The organism is Arcanobacterium phocae, assembly GCF_018913465.1.
Taxonomy (GTDB): Bacteria; Actinomycetota; Actinomycetes; order Actinomycetales; family Actinomycetaceae; genus Arcanobacterium; species Arcanobacterium phocae_A.
This window is the reverse complement of record NZ_JABAPM010000003.1, coordinates 285,615-306,662: the sequence shown is the minus strand read 5'-3', so window position 1 is coordinate 306,662 and position 21,048 is coordinate 285,615. Positions and strand designations below refer to the sequence as shown.

The 21,048-nt window shown below is 52.7% G+C and carries 15 protein-coding genes; 9 read left to right on the top strand and 6 right to left on the bottom strand.

What is annotated here, in order from left to right; genetic code table 11:
• The first annotated feature begins 79 nt into the window (after window positions 1-79).
• The 8 genes from KSO86_RS05690 (at window position 80) to KSO86_RS05655 (ending at window position 11,603) form a co-directional block, all read left to right on the top strand.
• Window positions 80-1,549, top strand: coding sequence for a hypothetical protein (locus KSO86_RS05690; RefSeq protein WP_216378678.1), 1,470 nt, complete (start codon window positions 80-82; stop codon window positions 1,547-1,549).
• A gap of 77 nt (window positions 1,550-1,626) precedes the next feature.
• The gene (locus KSO86_RS05685) at window positions 1,627-1,857 is read left to right on the top strand and encodes a heavy-metal-associated domain-containing protein (RefSeq protein WP_216378677.1); all 231 of its coding nucleotides are present in this window, start codon (window positions 1,627-1,629) and stop codon (window positions 1,855-1,857) included.
• On the top strand, window positions 1,854-4,037 hold the full coding sequence (locus tag KSO86_RS05680) for a heavy metal translocating P-type ATPase (protein WP_366493376.1): 2,184 nt from the start codon (window positions 1,854-1,856) through the stop codon (window positions 4,035-4,037). Before KSO86_RS05685 ends, KSO86_RS05680 begins: the two co-directional genes overlap by 4 nt.
• A gap of 45 nt (window positions 4,038-4,082) precedes the next feature.
• Window positions 4,083-6,713 carry a lysylphosphatidylglycerol synthase transmembrane domain-containing protein gene (locus KSO86_RS08685; protein WP_216378676.1) on the top strand — a complete coding sequence of 877 codons (2,631 nt, stop codon included), beginning with the start codon at window positions 4,083-4,085 and terminating at the stop codon, window positions 6,711-6,713.
• Window positions 6,714-6,725: 12 nt separating this feature from the next.
• Window positions 6,726-8,408, top strand: a complete 1,683-nt coding sequence (gene pgm / locus KSO86_RS05670; RefSeq protein WP_216431901.1) for a phosphoglucomutase (alpha-D-glucose-1,6-bisphosphate-dependent) — start codon at window positions 6,726-6,728, stop codon at window positions 8,406-8,408.
• A gap of 9 nt (window positions 8,409-8,417) precedes the next feature.
• Window positions 8,418-9,167 (top strand): GntR family transcriptional regulator, encoded by a 750-nt coding sequence (locus KSO86_RS05665; protein ID WP_216378674.1) that lies wholly within the window; start codon window positions 8,418-8,420, stop codon window positions 9,165-9,167.
• A gap of 40 nt (window positions 9,168-9,207) precedes the next feature.
• Window positions 9,208-10,464 carry an MFS transporter gene (locus KSO86_RS05660; RefSeq protein WP_216378673.1) on the top strand — a complete coding sequence of 419 codons (1,257 nt, stop codon included), beginning with the start codon at window positions 9,208-9,210 and terminating at the stop codon, window positions 10,462-10,464.
• Window positions 10,465-10,490: 26 nt separating this feature from the next.
• Window positions 10,491-11,603 carry an App1 family protein phosphatidate phosphatase gene (locus KSO86_RS05655; RefSeq protein ID WP_216378672.1) on the top strand — a complete coding sequence of 371 codons (1,113 nt, stop codon included), beginning with the start codon at window positions 10,491-10,493 and terminating at the stop codon, window positions 11,601-11,603.
• A 360-nt stretch (window positions 11,604-11,963) separates the two neighbouring features.
• Here the strand turns inward: KSO86_RS05655 and KSO86_RS05650 are convergent, their stop codons facing one another.
• From KSO86_RS05650 to KSO86_RS05625, 6 genes are all read right to left on the bottom strand, one after another.
• Window positions 11,964-13,697: an AIPR family protein gene (locus KSO86_RS05650; RefSeq protein WP_216378671.1), complete on the bottom strand. Its 1,734-nt coding sequence runs from the start codon at window positions 13,695-13,697 to the stop codon at window positions 11,964-11,966.
• Window positions 13,698-14,001: 304 nt separating this feature from the next.
• Entirely contained in the window at window positions 14,002-14,421 is a 420-nt protein-coding gene (locus KSO86_RS05645) for a hypothetical protein (RefSeq protein WP_216378669.1), read from the bottom strand.
• Window positions 14,418-14,783, bottom strand: a complete 366-nt coding sequence (locus tag KSO86_RS05640) for a helix-turn-helix domain-containing protein (protein ID WP_253280554.1) — start codon at window positions 14,781-14,783, stop codon at window positions 14,418-14,420. The genes KSO86_RS05645 and KSO86_RS05640 overlap by 4 nt, the downstream gene beginning before the upstream one ends.
• A 62-nt stretch (window positions 14,784-14,845) precedes the next feature.
• Complete coding sequence (locus tag KSO86_RS05635; protein ID WP_216378665.1) at window positions 14,846-15,358, bottom strand: hypothetical protein; 513 nt, start codon at window positions 15,356-15,358, stop codon at window positions 14,846-14,848.
• Between the two features lie 38 nt (window positions 15,359-15,396).
• Complete coding sequence (locus KSO86_RS05630) at window positions 15,397-15,582, bottom strand: hypothetical protein (RefSeq protein ID WP_216378663.1); 186 nt, start codon at window positions 15,580-15,582, stop codon at window positions 15,397-15,399.
• A gap of 67 nt (window positions 15,583-15,649) precedes the next feature.
• Entirely contained in the window at window positions 15,650-16,675 is a 1,026-nt protein-coding gene (locus tag KSO86_RS05625; protein ID WP_216378661.1) for an endonuclease/exonuclease/phosphatase family protein, read from the bottom strand.
• A 159-nt stretch (window positions 16,676-16,834) separates the two neighbouring features.
• On the opposite strand from KSO86_RS05625, the gene hrpA reads away from it, so the two are divergent.
• Window positions 16,835-20,950, top strand: a complete 4,116-nt coding sequence (gene hrpA / locus KSO86_RS05620) for an ATP-dependent RNA helicase HrpA (RefSeq protein ID WP_216378659.1) — start codon at window positions 16,835-16,837, stop codon at window positions 20,948-20,950.
• Window positions 20,951-21,048: the final 98 nt, after the last annotated feature.

Genomic DNA, 21,048 nt, shown 5'->3' with positions numbered 1-21,048 from the left:
CCTGTTTTTCTCTGCCGATTTACCGATTTGTTACCCTTCCCGGTATTCTTAGAAGAAGAATTCCAACAAAGGGGTAAACGTGACCACAACATATTTAGTGGCTGTTTCAGACAGCCAGGCCGAATCATTTCTCAAGTATGGCTATGATCTGGTTGCCGGTTTCGCTGTTGATGCAGCCGATGTTGCTGACGTGACTGAGGTGAGTGCACTCCTCGATTTGTTGCAGTTGCGTTACCCAGATTCTCCGTTTAGAGATGACGCTCCCCTTGATGTTCTTCATATCCCAGCCGATGCTTTCACCCATGCTCGGCACGCTGTTGGTCCACTCCATCCACAAGCATTTCGCGGTGGCGTGATTGATTTTGCTCCCTACGATGGTTCCGGCATTGCGCAAGGCGGCGGAGTTCACACCGATCTTCTACTACTAGATCCGTGCCGGCTCACGATAGGCACACGACTCTGGCGCTTCACCCCTGGCGAATCTGAACCAGAATTGCGCGGGGTCTATCACGGAATTGCTTTCGGTTGGGAAAATACCGAAACTGGCACATTTGCTGCTGGTGTCCCGTCACCTTATGCGGGTGCGCTCGTGAAGCGAGACTGGGGAGACATTCCTTGCGATGTGGAAGTAGTTGACGGCAAGCCAGTAGCTCTCACCATGGTGGCTCCATTCCAGCCAGAAGCCGAAGATGGTTTCGAACAGCTCGAAAGCCAACTGTGGGCCAAGCGGATCGCATACGATGATTCCCTTCATGTGTTCACTCAGCTGGCACTCGCCCAGCTTTCTGGTATTCCGGTTCGTGTGATGCGAGCGGTTGCAACCGGTGAGGATGAGATCAAGTTCCATATCGTTTCTATGTTGCCTGATGCGCCTTACTGTTCGACCGTCAATTTTCAGCGGTGGGCCGGTGCTACCTATAACGCCTTGGCATTACCAGAAGACTTAGAAAACAAAAATCAGCAGGAAGCTACCCCGGTTTCTTGGGATGTTACCGATCGTCCGGCAGCGACTGCTATTCGTAATGACCCATTTGATGCCACCGATCAAAATACAATCGTGCAGGAGACATTTAACCTGCTCGGCCAAACAACTCCGCCATCGTGGACCGAAGTGTCATTACAGGTTCAGATCGTTGGTGACCAAGTCATTTACGAAGCCAATGCAAAGCTTAGCGAAGACCAAGGGGCACGCCTGAAAGTCATCCCGACCGCCATTTTGCACTATCTGCGGCAGCTGAAGAAGTTGCGGATTGCCGCTGGCGAAGGCCCGTTCTTCACTATTGTCTTGCACGCGGTAAAAGAAGGACAAGGAACCGTTTCGCTCAACGCTAAAGCTCTGCCTCCATATGCTGATCAGGTCCCAGAATCCGAGTGGATCAAGGAACTCGAGATCGTCAAGCGCAGCGGCAAGGAAGTGCCGGAATGGCTCAGCGCTAAGGTTCTGTCACCTACTGCTCCGACCAGCGCATTTGGCCCTGGCGCGTCACAACGTGAAACTGCCGCTACTGATCTGACCGCCAATATTTCCTCAGCTTCAGAGAACGAATAAAACCACTCTTTTCTTGCCCCGCTACTTGTGTCATGATTGGTAGCGGGGCAATTTAATTAAAAATGAAAGGACTTCCTATGTCTACTACAACTCTTCACGTTTCTGGTTTAACCTGCGGGCACTGCGCTGCGCACGTCACCGAGGAGTTGTCCGAACTCGCCGGCGTCGCCAACATCAACGTAGACCTCCATCCAAGCGAAGTTTCCGTTGTTACCTTCGATTCGCAAAATCCGGTGTCCGACGACGACGTTCGGGCTGCTATTGCAGAAGCTGGCAACTACACGGTGGAAAGCATCGAAACAAAGTGAACATTGATCTCAAGATTACGGGCATGACGTGTGCGTCGTGTTCAGCTCGGGTGGAGAAAAAGCTCAACAAGGTTGACGGGGTTACCGCCGTCGTTAATCTGGCTACTGAACGGGCGCATGTTGAGTTTCCGCCGCAGCTCACGGACGCGGACCTCATTGCAGTGGTTGAAAAGGCCGGCTATGGGGCAAGCGTGATCGAGGACGAGACTCCCGATACGTCAGATTCACAGGCGCGCAGTGATGATTTACGGCGTCGGTTTATCGTGTCCGCAATCTTGAGTGTTCCTATTATTGCCCTATCGATGGTCCCGGCGTGGCAGTTTGCTGGCTGGCAGTGGCTAGTGACTGCTTTAGGTAGTCCGGTGGCTTTCTGGGCAGGGTGGCCGTTCCACCGCTCTGCGTTTGTTGCGGCGCGCCACGGCACATCCACAATGAACACGCTCGTATCGTTAGGTGTTCTAGCCTCGATGGGCTGGTCGCTGTGGGCGCTGATATTTGGTGGCGCCGGGCATCTGGGATACACGATGTCCATGAGCGGGTTGCTCAATCTCGAATCGCATGGGCACACCCATATCTATATCGAGTCGGCCGCTATGATCGTCACGTTCTTACTGTTGGGACGGTGGCTGGAATCGCGTTCCCGACGGCGCGCTGGCGATGCGTTGCGGTTGCTTCTTTCCACCGGGGCACCTTCGGCACATGTGGTGGAACGCAGTGACGGCACGGTTACGGACCAAACTATCCCGGCTGCCGATCTGGCGGTTGGCGATATTTTTGTGGTTCACGCTGGTCAAAAGATTCCTACCGACGGCGTTGTTGTTGCTGGTTCCAGCGCAGTTGATGCGTCACTTATTACCGGCGAATCAACGCCGATTGATGTGGCCGACGGCGATTCCGTTATTGGAGCAACACTGGTAACGAATGGTTCGTTGCGGATTCGCGCTACTCGAATCGGCGCGGATACCACGTTGGCTCAGATGGGCCGACTACTTGAGCAAGCCCAGGTGGAAAAAGCTCCATTGCAGCGGTTGGCTGATCGGATCGCCAGTGTTTTTGTGCCGGGAGTTATCTTGATTGCATTGGCTACGTTCATTGTGCGACTTACCGTGATCGGTAACCCAATCGACATCGCACTCGCTTCCGCAATTACGGTGTTAGTTGTTGCGTGCCCGTGTGCGCTTGGGCTAGCTACTCCGACTGCATTATTGGTGGGTTCCGGACGGCTATCGCAACACGGAGTGTTGATTTCTGGTCCCGAAGCACTCGAAAATGCCCACTCGCTTGACGCAATCGCGTTAGATAAAACCGGTACGCTCACCACTGGAGATTTGGCGCTCGTTGAAGCGGTGCAGACAAGCGACGTCGATGTTCTTTCGATTCTTGCCGGTATCGAATCACATTCTCATCACCCGTTAGCACGCGCAATTGTGCGGGCTGCTCAGGAACATGGTCATCCATTCGCCACAGTCAGCGACGTTCACGAGGAAGCCGGCCGCGGCTTGAGCGCACGCTGGAATGACACCACGGTGTATGCCGGCAGCCTAACGTGGCTCAGCCAAAACAATGTTCCATTGCCAGGACTACCCGCATCCGGAACGCTAGTTGCTTGTGGTAGCACAACCGAGTTTTACGGATATGCACTGCTATCTGACACGATCCGCCCTGAGGCACGCGAGACTTTGACATGGCTTCGTGACCAAGGGATCGAGCCGATCATGATAACTGGCGACAATGAGGCCAGCGCGCACGCCGTCGCCGATGAGCTCGGCATATCCCAGGTTCATGCCAATGTGTTGCCGGCCGATAAGCTCGCCATTGTTCATCAACTCCAGCAGGCCGGACAAAAAGTCGCGATGGTTGGCGATGGAATAAATGATACGGCCGCGTTGGCTGCCGCAGATCTCTCCATCGCAATGGGATCCGGCACAGATGTCGCCCAAGCAAGCGCCGATGTCACGATCGTGCAATCACGTATTGGCGTCATTCCTACTATGTTGCGGATTGGTCAGAAAACGCTTCGCATTATCAAGGAAAACTTAGCATGGGCCTTTGGCTATAACCTGATCGCGATTCCACTGGCCATGTGCGGCGTGATTGCTCCCGGGCTGGCGGCAATCGCCATGGCAAGTTCGTCAGTGATTGTTGTGGCAAACTCGTTACGGTTACGCAACGCTCAATAGCCCGCTGACAAACACGAGGTTGCCGATACACGTTAGGATTGAAGGGTGAAAACAGCAACGCCCCCATCTTCTGACCGAGTTCGTGATCCCGCACGCAAGGTGCTTCTGGTTGACGCACCGCAACGCTGGATGCGTCAACCAGCTGATTTGGTGGGCGCTCTGGTCGCGTTCTTGGCAATCGCCGGGGTTGTTATTTTATCTATGTATGGGCGCCTAACCGTGCTGGGCGTAACAAGCGACGTGCGGGCTGCTACGTCGAGTTTGCTGGAACAGATTTTCTTTATCCCAATCAATATTCTTGAAGGTCTTGTTTCGTTCTTTATTCCGCTGGCGTTGCTTATTGATATGCTTGTGCGCCGTCGTTGGCGTACTGCAGTTACTGCACTCGTGGCAAGTATCGCAACCGTGGGGCTTACTGAGCTTTCACACATCATCGTGGATCACTTTCTCAAGACCACTCCAGCCTCATTTACATCGCCACTTCTTATGTTTACCGATCCCACCCCTTACCTTGCTGTGATCGCAGCCTTACTGACGATCGCCGGAGGTTTCCGTGGGAATCGCTTAGTACGCTGGGGCTGGATTTTAACAATTTTCGTTGCCCTGTTACTGGTTTTACAAGGTAAACAAACCTTGCCAAGCGCGGTAGCAACGGCGCTTCTTGGGGTTGGTATAGCGCTGCTATCTCGATTTGTTATCGGCGCATTGCCCCGACGGATCACCGGAGCAGAGTTTGTTGATTTAGTGCGCCGCGCGGGTATCGATCCGGTAAAAATCATTCGCCACGATATCGAAGTGAGCGACGATGTTGTCGCCTGGTCGGTTTCTTCACATGGGGCAATCGGTTACGAAGACACCGGAACTATCCAGCGCATCACATCGATGTGGAGTACATCCGGCGCTGTCACTGATTATCCTGATCCTGAAACAGCACAAAAACTTGAGCGTTCCGCCACTATGGTGGCTGCCCCGGAAATGAATGGTCCGGCGATGGCTGCCCATGTCCGCGCTGCGTTCCCAGCATTCCGACCAGCTTCAGTGTCCCGAATGTATGTGGTCACTGATGCCGATGGTGCCACCTACCAGGTACATGTTCTCGATGAGGACCGGCTCATTGTTAGCGCATTAGCGGACTTATGGCGTCAGTTCCGACTGAAGATCACCTATCGCGAGGGAGCTCGCACATTAGGCGACGCCGCCCAACAGCATGTGTTGATGCAGCTCGCGGTAGAGAAGGCCGGTATTTCCCATAAGCTATTTGTGGGCGGTTCCCATGGGGATTCGTCAGTATGCTTGATCTATCAAGTTCCGCAATCAGTGTTGTTGGACGACGTCGATGGTCGCACTATTTCTGACGACGTGATTGACTCCTTGTGGGATAACCTCCAAAAAGCACACGTTCGCGGCATGTCGCATGGTGATCTCCACGCTGGTTGTGTGCGTGTCGACGACGACGGCTTATACATCGCCAACTGGCAAGATGGCTCATTGCTGGCATCTGAAACTGTTCGTCTTGTGGATTTGGCTCAAGGCTTAGCGATGCTCGCCGGAATTGTGGGAATCGATCGGGCGGTGGAGTCCTTGACGCGCTCGGTACGATACGAGCGAATCATGGCACTCGTGCCACTGCTTCAAAAGACAATTATGCCGTCACGCACCCGGGAGGATTTTCCAAAAGCTAAGGATTTCCAACAGATTCGGCAAGAACTAGAAGATCGGTTGCCGGACGCAAGTGCGATGGAACCGGTGGAGATCAAGCGTTTTTCACCGAAAACTATTATCACGGTATCTATTGGTGTTGTTGCTATCTACCTGCTCGCCGCATCGGTGAACTTTACTGAATTGTCGCAAGCGATTCGGGCTGCGAACCCGATGTGGATGATCTTGTCCTTCCTCACTGGATTGTTGACATATCTGGGGGCAGCTATAACGCTCAAGGCTTATACACAAGAACATGTGCCACTGGGTCAATCCATTTTAGTGCAGGTGGCGGCTTCCCTCGTCACTCTCGTTGCCCCGGCTGGCATTGGTCCGGCCGCGCTGAATCTGCGGTTCTTGCAAAAGAAGAATGTAGGAACGGCTCCCGCGGTTGCAACAGTCACGGTTGTGCAGTTGGCTCAGTTTATTACCACGGTGATATCGCTGATTGCGTTGACGCTGATTACTGGCGAACTCGGTGCCCTCTCAATGCCGTCTAGTTCGGTGATGATGAGTATTGGGCTGGCTGTTGTAGCAATTGCAGCAGTGTTCTTGATTCGCCCGTTGCGCGCCTGGATTCTTGCGAAAATTCAGCCGACCGTAGAACAGATTTGGCCTCGCCTAGTGTGGTTGGGTACTCATCCGCGCCGGCTAGCGTTCGGATTCTTAGGCTCAGTCATCATGACCGTAGCCTTCGTGGCGTGTTTTGGTTTCGCGTTAGGCGCGTTCGGCTACCAGTTACCGTTGGTGACGTTAGCAGTCACCTATCTCATCTCCAATTCGGTTGGCTCGCTCGTACCGTCACCGGGCGGTATCGGACCGGTTGAAGCCGCGCTCACCGGTGGTTTGGTTTTGGCCGGCATCCCGTATTCGGTTGCATTGTCTACCGCGGTTTTGTATCGATTGTTTACGTTCTGGGGTCGCGTGCCACTGGGATGGATTGCGTTACGCATTGCCACCAAACGCAATTACATTTAGTAGACTAGAGTCATGAACGAACGCGCAGGAACTCTGGCTCAGCAATCTGACCTTATCGACGTCGATGCTCTCATCAGCGCCTACTATGACATTGAACCCGATCCAGCAAACCCAGCCCAGCAGGTTGTGTTTGGCACATCAGGCCACCGTGGTTCTGCTTTCGATGGGGCCTTCAACGAAGCCCACATCGTAGCAACCACTCAAGCAATCGTGGAATACCGTCGTGCTCACGGTATTGACGGCCCACTCTATATTGGCCGTGACACGCACGCACTTTCCGAACCAGCAGAGCGTACTGCGCTCGAAGTTTTGGCAGCTAACAATGTTGAGGTGCGGGTTGATGCTCGTCATTCGTGGACCCCAACTCCGGCAGTTTCGTTGGCTATTTTGACGGCGAACGGCGCCAATACGCTTGATGGGGTACGGACGTCTGGTCCTGGTTTGGCTGACGGGATCGTCGTCACCCCGTCGCATAATCCGCCACGCGATGGTGGGTTCAAATACAATCCGCCACATGGTGGTCCGGCTGGCTCGGATGCTACCGCGGCGATTGCAGCACGCGCGAATGAGATTCTGCGTCAGGGCTGGCGCAATGTTCCACGCGTCAGCTATGAAGTAGCCATGGCAGCTGAAACTACCCGTGGCCATGATTACCTCTCTGCTTACGTTGACGATTTGCAGTCCATTATTGATCTTGATGTGATTCGCGAAGCTGGCGTGCGTATCGGTGCCGACCCGATGGGTGGCGCATCGGCCGAATACTGGGGGGCGATCGGCGAACGTTACGGCCTAGACATCACCGTTGTGAACCCCACCGTGGATCCAACGTGGCGTTTTATGACTCTCGATTGGGACGGCAAGATCCGGATGGATTGTTCGTCTCCGTATGCGATGGCTTCGTTGTTGAACCGGATGAAGGCGGACGACGCCGGTCGCTCACCGTTCGATATTGCTACCGGTAACGATGCTGATTCGGATCGTCATGGTATTGTCACCCCGGATGCTGGGCTGATGAACCCGAACCATTATTTGGCTGTTGCCATCAGCTATTTGTTCACGCATCGCCCACAGTGGCCGTCAGGTGCTGGCGTAGGTAAGACGCTCGTATCGTCGTCGTTAATCGATCGGGTTGTGGGCAATATTGGACGCAAGCTCGTCGAAGTTCCGGTTGGTTTCAAATGGTTCGTGCCAGGTTTGATTTCGGGAGAGATCGGTTTCGGCGGTGAAGAATCCGCGGGCGCTTCCTTCCTGCGTAAGGACGGAACCGTGTGGACCACAGATAAAGATGGTCTGATCATGGATCTGTTGGCGGCCGAGATCACTGCAGTGACGGGTAAGAGCCCATCGCAGTTGCATCGTGAGCTGGTGGCGGAGTTTGGTGCGTCGTCGTATGCCCGAATCGATGCGGCCGCAACGAAAGCACAAAAGGCGAAGCTGGCAGCTCTTGCCCCAGCTGACGTGACTGCTACCGAGCTTGCTGGCGAAACGATCACGTCCCGGCTGGTTGAAGCACCGGGTAACGGTGCGAAGATTGGCGGACTGAAAGTGACCACGGAGAACGCGTGGTTTGCAGCTCGCCCATCGGGTACTGAGGATGTCTACAAGATCTACGCCGAATCTTTCCACGGTGACGAACACTTGGCTCGGGTTCAAAACGAAGCCAAGGCCGTTGTTGCTGCTGCGCTAGAATCCTAACCAATCATTATGCTCCACCCATACGCACCTCGGATCGAACTCAATCGGACCTCAGATATTCCACTCCATGTGCAAATATCGCAGCCGATCGAGCGTGCCATTATTGCCGGCGAATTGACAGCCGGCACGGTAATCGAGAACGAGATTTCGATGGCACATCGGCTCAAGGTCTCCCGACCAACCACCCGGCGTGCCATGCAAACGTTGGTGGAGCAAGGACTGCTGATCCGGCGGCGAGGCAAGGGCACTATTGTGGCGCCCAAGCCTCGCCACCGGCTTCTCAAACTTTCTTCTCTTAATGAGGAGCTACGCCGGCAAGGCCAGCATCCGTCAACCCATATTTTGACCTATAACGTTGTTCCGGCAACTGCGCGGATGGCGCAGCGTCTTGATTGCGTCACAGGTACGCCTATTCTCGAACTGGAACGGTTACGGTATCGTGACGGAGAGCCGATCGCGGTGCTTTATAACTGGATTCGTGCCGACCTTGCACCCAGCTATGGCGATCTGGAACAGCGCGGAATGTATGAATTACTGCGCGAATCGGGAACAATTATCGCTTCCACCACCCAAGCAGTCACCGCGGAAAAGCCGTCCCGCCGGCACGCAAAACTCCTCACTATCCCCACCCGCCAGCCAGTATTGACGATCAACCGCACCGCATTTGACGATCACGGTGACATTATCGAATGGGGAATCCACACCTACCGCGGGGATCTGTATACTTATGAATCGACGGTTTTTGCCCAAGGAGAGTAAACCGTTTAATTTCGATTAGCCTATCCACCCGCGAGGTAACATGTCTTTCCAACTGTTGCGCCGAGTCCGCCGAGTCATGGTAGTTGGCCTGATCCTCACAGTTTTAGGTAATCGTCTCATCGAAGGTGGCTGGAACGCGCTTACTGCTGCCGGACAGGTCAGTGTGGGCACATTCGTGCTGATTTCGTCTGCCGAACAGCTCTGTGTTTTTGCTTTCCCGTTATATGCACATATCCTCAAGAAATATTCGCCCGATACGACGCTTATTACCATTGACTTCGTTGAGACCATACTGTCAGTTATTGCAGTTATTGCACTGATGTTCACCGGCATACCGCAGATGTGGTTGCTCGTTGGGTATATTGCGATCGACCTTTTCCTCGCCCCAGTATCCGATATTGCTGAAGAGTTTTACGGCGCGGCCTTCGCTCAACAATCCGAAGAACACGCGCTATCGTTCAACGCCGCCTTGTATGCTTGGCTCGGCTTTATCGGTCTGGTTGTTGCCAGCCCGGCCGGCGCTTGGATCTCTGTTCTGTCCGTACAGGTTCTGTTCGTTGCCAACGCAGTTTTGTCGCTTGCCGGAGCCAGTTTCCGGATGTGGGCCCGGCACACCTACGCGATGCCTGCGTTAATTGATGCCGACGACGACGAATTCTCCGTCACCGGTACGCGCCTACCGATACGTCAGTTCTTCTTTGATCTTTTCCGCTCCGGCCCAGCTTCTCCACTACTTTCCTTCGTCTTACAGGTCATCGGGGCATTGACCGGCTCACTCGTATTCTTGTGGGCAGCGAATTTGAGCGAGCGCCCGGCACAGATAGCCATGGGGTGGGTGCTGATTGCCTTCGGTAGTGCAGCAACCGTTGGCCCACTCGTTGGACGACGCATCTCCAAAGCCGTCCCAACTAAACGCGCCTTACAAGCAACCGCCGGGCTTTCGACCCTCAACATTGTGATCGCCGTCGTCCTCATTGCCAGCAATAACGCCACGTTCTATACCGCTATCGGATTTATTTTCTGCAACGTGCTCTTCAATAAAGCCCGGGTGATTATCCTGGAAACTCACCGCCAAGTATTCTTCCGCGGAAGCCAATTCGCTCGCATCATGAGCTGGTCCTATAGCTTCGGCGCAATCGGAACTATTTGCGGATTGCAGTTAGGCTACCTGCTCAACACGCCAAATTCGCCGCTCAGTGCCTTGCTCATCGCGGCTACTTTATGGGTTGTTGTTGCCGGTGTAGTCAGTTCCCGTACCTCCCAGACCCCAAACGCACCCGCTACACCACGTACCTGAGCGCCGACTTTCGGTAGACTATCCCTATGGGCTTGGCACATATTGCACGGACAATCGAAGACACGGTTAACCGCCGTGGCATCGTCAAGCGTCGCCATGCCGGTTGGCTTCCACAAATCATTGGCTATAGCGGATACGGCTCAACCAGTGCAGTTCGCGTGCTTGCTCGCGCAGTTATGGCTGATCCACAGGCGGAGAAAAAACCTTTTACGTTGCCGTTCTTACCAAATTTGACACATAAATATGCCGGTAACGTGGTACAAGAAATTGCCGTCCTAGCCCAAGAGAAAGCCGCCGAAGCCGAACGCGGCTGGCGTCAATTCTTCACCACTCAAGTGGGCTTCTTACCTGTTACGGTCATCATTGGTGACCAAACGATCCGCACTCGGACAGATCGTAGTGGGTACTTGGATATCGTCGTCGAAAATCATGGGCTCCAACCCGGCTGGCACGAAGCACTCATCATTCCAGCCGCCGGCGAACCCGTCAACGCTCCAATAATGGTCGTCGAGCCGCAAGCCAAACTCGGGCTGATTTCTGATATTGATGACACCATCGTCGTCACTTGGCTACCACGAGCCATGTTGGCCGCCTGGAACTCTTTCGTCAAACACACCAATACCCGCCAAGCTGTGCCAGGCATGAGCACGTTCTATCAGACACTCCTTGCTGACGCCCCAGAAGCACCAGTATTCTATCTATCTACCGGAGCCTGGAACACGTATTCCACATTCTTGAACTTCATCCAACTCAACGACCTGCCAATCGGTCCCATGCTCCTGACCGACTGGGGTCCCACCCCCACCGGCCTGTTCCGTTCCGGCCAAGAACACAAGAAAAGCCAGCTTCGTAACCTGCTGATTATGTTCCCCAATATTGAGTGGTTCTTAGTTGGCGACGACGGACAAAACGATCCACACATCTATGACGAACTCGCTCGCGAACACCCATCACGGGTACGCGGAATAGCATTGCGTGAGCTCAACCCCGTCGAGCATGTGCTATCCCACGGGTCTCCCGAAGCCTACCGCAAAGACCGCGACGATAAAGATGCCGAAGAGGATGGCGTTCCAGTTATCCGTGGCAAAGATGGATTCGAGCTAGACGCCCTCGCCCGCCGGCATGGATTCGTTGATTAACGAGGATCGTCCTCAACGATGATCTCGTCAACCGTGTCACGATGTGGCGCAGTGAAGTCAGCAAGCGGGGAAGCATTCCACAGCTAGAATAGATTCCGACTAGGCATTTTTATTTATGCCCCCGAACTTTCACTTAGCTTTTTGCGTCGCTTATCCTCGGAGGCTCCAATAATAGATGCGGTATTACGCGATTATTTTGTCAATAACAGCCACTTCATCGCTTTCTACGCTACATCATAACCGCGAAACTTACTTTAATAAGCCAGCTATCTGAGATGAGAAAAATAGATACGCTCTACCATTCCCGCCAATCATGCGTTTTATTCAGAGAAGCCCAGGCAGTTACAGAGATATCACATTTTATTTTTCAAGTTTTCTTTCTCGAATTTCTCGATCAAATGCCTCTATAACCGTCCGGCATTTCTCTTGATTTTTGAAAAGATAAGCCAAATACGTATCTGGATAATTATCGTATATAACTCTAGCAAAAACTGAAAAATACAAAGCTAAATTTAACTTATCCAACTGTTTATTGAGACCAACAACTGGGACAGCTTCGTCAAATATCCTCAATCCTCGCATAACTGCATGTTGGAACAAGCGATTCCCATGACGTGCAACTTGTCCATATTTTAGTGGCCGTTGCCCACCTTCATCAATCACATCTAAAGATTTGATCTGGTCTTGCAGATGTTCTTCAATCCTATTAAACGCATCTACTGCTTTAACTAAAGCAAGAGCAGTCGTTGTTTTAATATCGAATATCTCAGTATATGGTGGTTTATTTATGTCTTTCCATAGGGCACCAATTCCAGATTTTGCACGGACCACATTGCTGGTTTCCCTTCTCGCGCAGGTCAGTGCAATAGTGGCAGTTTGCAGATCAAAATCGCCAGTTTCATTTTGACCTGCAGATCCAGTGCCAGACCTAATGTAATAGTTTCTGGCAAATTGCTCATCAACTTCCTTTTGAAGACGTTTCTGGAAATCGTCTAAAGACACGAATTCTTTTGCACCAACCCCATTCTGACTATTAGTAAATCGAGTAACTTGTCGTGGAAATTCTTCGTCTTCATTGGCATTTCGTGCACTAATAAGCCTTACCTGGACACGCACTCTCTCTAAATTAGCATCAAAACTACCCGAATCCCTCAAACTAGCAAGGGATGATGATGTTTGCGCACCGTTTACAATAGAGCCTTTAGTAACTTTCAGTCTTGCAAAAGCCGGATCTCGGAGAGGCGGCGTCTGAATATCGTCGGCGAGAAAAGTCAAACCATTATTAAAATACCAAAAATTTTCAGGCTCATCCTGAACAGTTTGAATAATATCTCTATTAACTTCAGTATTACCTAGCGCTCCTCGAATATTTCGAGAGTATATGTTTTTTCCCTGTTTAATTACAAGATCGGCAATGTCTAGCCCACTAGCCCATCCGTAAACAGCATTATAAGGTGTAGCTAATATACCAATTTCATGCAAAACAATATCGAAAGAGGATCCACCCCCAAGTTCCTCATTTGTAAACGTCTGGTATGTTTCGATTTGGTTGACAATTTTTAACTCATAGTCTTTCCCTAAAACCCGTTCGAGTCCATCCTCAATCCTCTTCTTCGCATTTGGATGTATGTCAGAAGTAGTGGTAGAAATAACTATCAATTGAATTTTAATATCATAATCATCGTTAACGCGCTCGAACATACCCTTCAAATTCAACAATGCAGAATTGCTATCATCTGGAAATGTACCGGTCATCGCTTCAGAAATACCGTTAGCAAAACTACCAGCATCTGTCTCAGAAATTAACGTTCCAACACCTTCAGAACTCCATTTCGATTGTACAAATGTTATCTGATGATTTAAATCATCATAATAAACAGCATCTATACCGCGATCTTGTCTTCCATCAACTACAAAACGCGATAACTCATCTACTGGAGCATTACCATAATAATGAATCGCATGTGCAGCAAGCGTTTTTGTCCAAATGCTTGCTTCACTATCATTAGGCAAACGGGACCTGAGCTCTTTTTGGAAATCAGAGTATGAAGATTGAAGTTTCCTTTTAATTTTTTGTAAATGCAACTCTGCCATTGAACTTCTCCCAGCAAATAGGAACGACTATACAAGGAACAGTATAGCTATCATCCGTTTATTTGGGCATATCAGTAACGATTTCCAAGCACTGAATACTTTCCGCATGCGCGTATATTTACACAAATAGAAAAAATGGCAAAAAATAATAAGATAAGGTGTTTATTATGGTAGAAAACAGCACAACTATCTGCATATTATTGGAATACGAAATATTGATCCGCTCACTAGCTTAACCATACTGCGACAATAAAAGGCCGAAGGCGACGGCGTTCCAGTTATCCGTGGCAAAGATGGATTCGAGCTAGACGCCCTCGCCCGCCGGCATGGATTCACGATCTTTTAACATAAGTGGAATCGCTGGAATATCTATCATTCCACATAACTGAGAAACGTATACCCGCACATACGGCAAAACATCAGAAACTACTTGCCCCGAAAGAAAACTCTCCCAGTTATAGTCCTTCGGCAACACACTAAGATCATCCTCGGAATGATAAATTCCACGCACATGTATATTTACGTTGGCGATTTGAGTTTTAATCAAAAACTCAACATCAACCAGTAGCCTGCTATTAATAACTTGCGGAGCGTAGAAACTGATATTGGTTTCCACGTTCAACTTGTCCGCTTGGTCAATCTGGACGTTTTCTGAACGAATGAGATTTTCCACTCCAGATTTCACTACTTTGACATGCTCTAAGGCTATTTTGTCAAGCATCATGCCGGAACCTTATCAGTGTAATGAACAGTATATTTATTTTTTCCGTATTGCAGAGGCGGCATTTCTTGATACGTGGTTACATCTTGGATAACGTGACGTATTTCAGTATCTAAAACCAGTTGATATTCGATACTCACCCCAACGATACGTGCATATCGGCGAATAGTTTGTTGCGTAGGATTAATCTGCCCTGATTCAAAACGTGAAATAGTCGACTGGCTAACTGACATTTTCTGCGCAATATCTGCTTGCTCAATCCCTAGTTTTTTACGTATTTCCACCAGGTCAGAAATAAGTTGCCAATCGCGCTTATTTTGTTCCCGTCGTTTCCGGATGGATTCGCGTCTTTCCCGATCCAACATATCCCTCACCTATTCACTATATGCAACTGATGCATATAGTGAATATATCTTATGTCTACTCACTAGACAATAGGAAAGTTCTCAGCCCATGAGTCACATCTATCCATTGCTGTTGCCATAAAGTCGTTCTGCATACTATTAAGCCTGCCGTTACCATCTTGTTTAACATGCATCAGCAAAGTCACAATTCCATTAAAAGGCGGCTGCTCTGGTTCAACCACATAGATACGAATCCGATATTTACCATCTCCAAGTTCATACGGCTCACGCAATCGAATTTCAATGAGCCCCGGTTGCGATTGAGTTTCCGTTACATCAGCACGGCGCCCATAACTCAGTTTCCCGAACGCTGCTCTTTCAAATTGGTCCTCCACCGCACTTATCAGCTCATCAATTTCTTCATCAGAGATATGGATACCCACTCCGGCAAAATTCTCAAGGAATGAACCCAACTCTAAAATGTCAAGCATCACCCAGCAGTCATCCGGAAGCTCATCATTTAGTGGCGACCAATCAATATTTTCACTTTCCCCACCAGCATGACGCATCCGGTAACTTGCTAGTTCAACTGGCAAGTTACAGCACCTTACAGCCCCCGTTGCGGGTACGAAATTCACATCTCGTCCTCAACGATGATCTCGTCAACCGTGTCACGATGTGGCGCAGTGAAGTCAGCAAGCGGGGAAGCATTCCACAGCTTCGACGCCACATCGACAATCTGTTCATAGCGCTCATGTCCTGCCTTAGTGCCCAAGACGTAGGCGCCACCGGCGATAATCAGTGTTCGCATTAACCGCATGATCATCCTTCTTTCCCGTGGCGTACTCGACGCCACTACATATCTGTAATACGTTGTTCTAGCTAGTCTACTTGGTTGGAGTGAGTCGAACCAAGAGTCCTCGGTGATCTGATTCGCCGACTTTCACGATTGCTGCATCGGTTCCCCGATAGCTGTGACCATCGTGAAGCACCCGGTCGATCGGTGCCGCTAGTGACGCCGGCATGGTAGCCGGCCAGGTACCAACCGCACCTGAACCGGCGTCACGCGCACCATCTCCACAGGAAAAACCATGCGCCATTTGATGATCGATCGTGGAATTAAAATCGCCCGCCATAATAAAGTTTGTTTTCTCGCATAGTGCATACACTGCACGAGTTTGCGAATACCATTGGTCCATCAACGCAGGCACTGGCGCAATTGGATGGACACCGAAAAATTCTGGACCTTCGCCAGACACCGGCCGGGCTGCTACCGCAGCCGAATCAGCCGGGGCGTCATCACTTTGTTCATACTCACCAAGCGCGGCTGAAACAAGAAGAATCGTTGAGCGAAATTCCGGATCATATTGGGAGGTATGTGTATCAAACTGTTGAAAATTCAGTCCTTGGGCGGCTAACAGCTCCACAACTTCGCGACCCCGCTTATGTCCCGTCTCGGGTAGCACAACCACATCAACGCCATTGGTTTCAACGAGCTGGGAGATCCGCTCTGCCGTGGTCTTTCCACCAAGAGTGTTGTAGGTCAGCACGGTGATATCGCCGTTGCCTGCCGACGACATCGTTACACCGCGATCCGGCCCAAGCTGTGCCGGGTTAGCTACCCCGCGTTCTAGCAACAGCCCAAACTGCAAAATGCTCGCAACCAGTAACACCCCGGCCAAACTACCCGCGATCCGACCCATGTTCAAAAGCTTGTAGCGTATCAGCGCGAAAACAGCTAGCATCACGGCACCGAAAAGGAGTACGGCACCGATCCAGAAACGCATCGATAGGATCTGGGCGAATGGCAAAGTCAAAGCATAGTCACTCAGGTAAGGGACTAGGTCCGGGCGGAACAACACCAACGCAATTCCAGCAATAACTAGCGAAACTAGTGCCCACACAAATTTCATAAACCCTCCAAAAACACAAGCAAAAACAAGTCTAGACCAACCATTGCTGCCATCATTCCATCACCCACCGGGGAACTGCCATGAGGCACGTCTCCTTGCCCACACCGCCAGTTCCTGCGTCACTGACAAGTTGCCGGGAACGTGCGAAAATAGAAGACGATGTCTACCGAAAAACGCAACTCAGCCAACCGCCGTCGTCCCCGCCACCAGGCTCGCACCCAGCGCGGGCCACGTCCGTTCACCCCGGACCAAATCGCCGCCCGCAAAGCCAGCGTCCCAGACATCACCTACCCGGAGCAACTACCCGTCTCTGCTCGGCGCGCCGATATTATGGCAGCCATCGCCGCTAACCAGGTAGTGATTATCGCGGGCGAAACCGGCTCCGGGAAAACCACTCAGCTTCCTAAAATGTGCCTGGAGCTCGGGCGTGGAATCACGGGGATGATCGGCCACACGCAGCCCCGCCGGCTTGCGGCACGCGCCGTCGCTACCCGTATTAGCGACGAACTTGGGGTCGAAATGGGCGGCGCGATCGGCTTCCATGTGCGATTCACCGAACACGTCTCCCCCAACACGCTGGTCAAACTCATGACCGACGGTATTTTGCTGGCCGAGATCCAGTCCGATCCGATGCTTCGGCGCTACGACACCATCATTATCGACGAAGCCCACGAACGCTCTCTTAACATCGACTTCCTGCTCGGCTACCTCGCCCAGCTCCTACCCCAACGCCCCGACCTCAAACTCATCATCACCTCTGCCACCATCGATTCGCAACGCTTCGCCGAACATTTCGGGCGGTATATGCACGGCGGCGGGCCCGGCGTCGTCGCACCGATGATTGAGGTTTCTGGGCGCACGTTCCCGGTCGACATTCGGTACCGTCCGCTCGGGATAGATACTGACGACGACGAAGCCCCGTCCGCTGATGACCCGATTACTGGAATCGTAGACGCTGCACACGAGCTGATGAACGAAGGCCCCGGAGACATCCTCGTCTTTTTATCTGGCGAAGGCGAAATCCGCGAAACCCTCAAGGCTTTCCGGGACGATCTCGGCCCGAAATTCCTGGCCGCTGGCGAACACAGTAACGTGCCGGGCGCCGTCGAAATCCTGCCACTATTTGCCCGGTTGTCCTCCGCCGAACAGCAACGCATCTTCCAAGCACATTCAAATCGGCGAATAGTTCTTGCCACTAATATTGCTGAAACGTCCCTGACCGTGCCGGGAATCCGTTATGTGATTGATCCGGGAACTGCACGTATTTCGCGGTATTCGCCACGAACCAAGGTGCAACGCCTACCGATCGAGCCGATTTCGCAGGCTTCTGCGAATCAGCGTTCGGGACGCTCGGGGCGTGTGGCGGACGGTATCGCTATCCGGCTCTACTCTGAAGAGGACTTCGCCTCCCGGCCAGAATTTACCGAACCGGAAATTCAACGCACCTCGCTCGCTGCGGTTATTCTTCAGATGGCGTCCCTTGGCCTAGGCACAGTTGCTGATTTCCCATTCATCGATCCGCCGGACTTGAAAGCCGTTCGGGCAGGTATCCAACTGTTGGAAGAAATCGGCGCCCTCGAGCCCGATACCCGCACCCCGATTCTCACCAAAATCGGGCACAAACTTGCCCGGTTGCCAATCGACCCACGTTTGGGACGTATGCTGCTTGCCGCGGTAGACAACGGCGCTGCCACCGAAGTTCTGGTGCTAGTTGCCGCAATGTCAGTCCAAGATGTCCGCGAGCGCCCAGCCGAATATAAGGCCCAAGCCGATCAGCTCCACGCCCGCTTCACCGAGCCAACTTCGGACTTTTTGGCTTACCTGAACCTGTGGCGGTATTTGCGCACCCAGCAACGCGACCTGTCTGGTTCGGCATTTCGGCGGTTATGCCGGGCCGAGCACCTGAACTGGTTGCGGTTCCGCGAGTGGCAAGACGTCGTCGCCCAACTGCGTGAACTTGCTAAACCACTCGGCATTACGTTGAAAAATATTGCATTGCCGTCCGCGGCGCAGATCCGCCAGGCGCGCGACACCCACAACGACGTCAGCCACAACCGCGATGTTACGCATGCGGTCAAAGCGGTGGGAGCTTCGGCCGATGCCCCGGCTGCCGACGCGATTCACCGGTCGCTCCTTGTTGGGCTGCTGTCCAACATCGGAACGTTTGACCAGCGCAAGCGGGACTATCTAGGTGCGCGCGGCACCCACTTTGTAGCTTGGCCGGGATCTGGGCTTGCCAAGCGCACCCCAGATTGGGTGATGGCCGCCGAGCTGGTGGAAACATCCCGGCTTTTTGCCCGAACCATTGCCAAAATCGATCCGGCCTGGATCGAGCGCGTCGGGGCACATCTCATCAAACGCACCTATTCAGATCCATTCTGGTCCACCCGGGACGGCGCCGCCAAAGTCCACGAAAAAGTCCTGCTATATGGACTAACCATCACAGCTGACCGGCAAGTATTGCTGTCTTCTGTTGGTACGCCGTCGGCACGCGAACTTGCTCGCGAGATGTTCATTCGCCACGCACTGGTAGAAGGCCAATGGCGAACCCATCACCGGTTCGTAAAAGACAACCACGATGCGTTGGCACAGGCGCACGAGGTCGAAGAACGGTTGCGTAGCCACGGGCTGGTAGCAGACGAGGACGCCCAGTACGTGTTTTTCGACGAACGTATCCCGGACAACATCGTCTCCGCCCGGCACTTTGATACCTGGTGGAAAAAGGACCGCCACAACCATCCCGATCTGCTAACGTTCACCCAAGAATTTTTACTTGGCGAAACAACCGCATCGGATGACGACTTCCCAACCGAATGGATCCAAGGCGATATCACCTTACCGATCGACTACACCTTTGTGCCCGGCTCACACGCAGACGGACTCACTATTGACGTGCCGGTAACTCTGCTTCCGCAACTCAGCGATGACGGCTTCGACTGGCTCGTTCCCGGCATGCTCGACGAACTCGTCATTGCAACCATTCGTGCGCTTCCCAAACGGATTCGCCGCAACCTTGTGCCGGCGCCCGATGCTGCCCGGCAGATTCGCGCCAAACTCCCAGATTGGGACAGTGTGGCACACGGTCAACCTGACGCTATCAGCTTCCAAGACGCATTCACGGCAGCTGCACGGGACCTGCGCGGGATCGATATTGACGCCGACTCCTGGGCGGATGTAGTTTTGCCAGCGCACTTGACGATCAACTTCCGGGTCCGCTCCGAACGCGGTGCCGTGCTAGACGAAGGCACATCTATCCACTACCTGCAGCGTTCTCTTGCTCCGCAGACGCGCACCGCCGTCGAACACGTTGTCAAAAAAGCCGTCTCGCAAGCCCTCGAAGCAGACCCAACCGAGCCCGGAATGACTGAGGCACTTACCCGCCACGACCTCACTACGTGGCCCGAGCTCGACGGAGACGACATTCCCGCCAGCATCGAAACGACCGGTGCTCATGGGCTGACGATTCGTGGTTATCCGGCACTGATCGAAACACCTGGGAAAGCTGGGTTCACGGTAGAACTGCGGGTATTAGCAGAACCGGCAGAACAAGTGCGCGACCACCGCAACGGGGTTATCCGACTCCTTGCCATCGAGCTTGCCCTGCCCGAAGCCCGCGTCACTAGCCGGTGGACTGGGCGTGAATCCTTGGCAATGGCTGCTTCGCCATACCCTTCCACGAGTGCGCTCATCACTGATCTACATGTTGCCGCTATTCGCAACCTCGCCGATCAGTGGGCTCGGGAGAATAAGAAACCGTTGGGGACGCTGCGGAACCGCGGCGACTATGAGGCGCTGCGCACCTGGCTACGTGACCGGTTTGAAGATGAAATCTATCGGATTGCGCAGATCGTGGTACGAATTTTGGAAGCCTATGGGGAGGTCGATAGCGTCTTGCGCACAACGTCCTCGCTGGCACTGATCAATACCGTGACTGATGTTCGCGACTATGTGACACGGCTCGTTTCCGATGGGTTCATTCGAACCACCCCAGGCGAATATCTCGCACATTTGCCGCGCTACCTCAATGCTGCACGGATTCGGGTAGAGAAAGCGCCAACGAATCCGGCTGATGATTCGTTGGCGTGGCAGGTCGGCGAGATTAGCGATGAGGTTGACAAAGAACGGCAGGCGATGGGGAGCTATGATCCGCAACGAGCCGCAGCCTTGGTGAAAGCCCGCTGGATGATTGAGGAACTGCGCGTTTCGCTGTTTGCTCAGCAGCTCGGTACGAGCGGCAAGGTTTCCGTGCAACGGATCCGGAAGCTGTTGAACTGATTACCGCACTGTGCGTAAAACTCGGCAATAGCGCAAACCTCGGCCATATACGTGTAGGTTTGCGCTTTTGCCGAGTTTGCCTGACGCCTACATAGCCG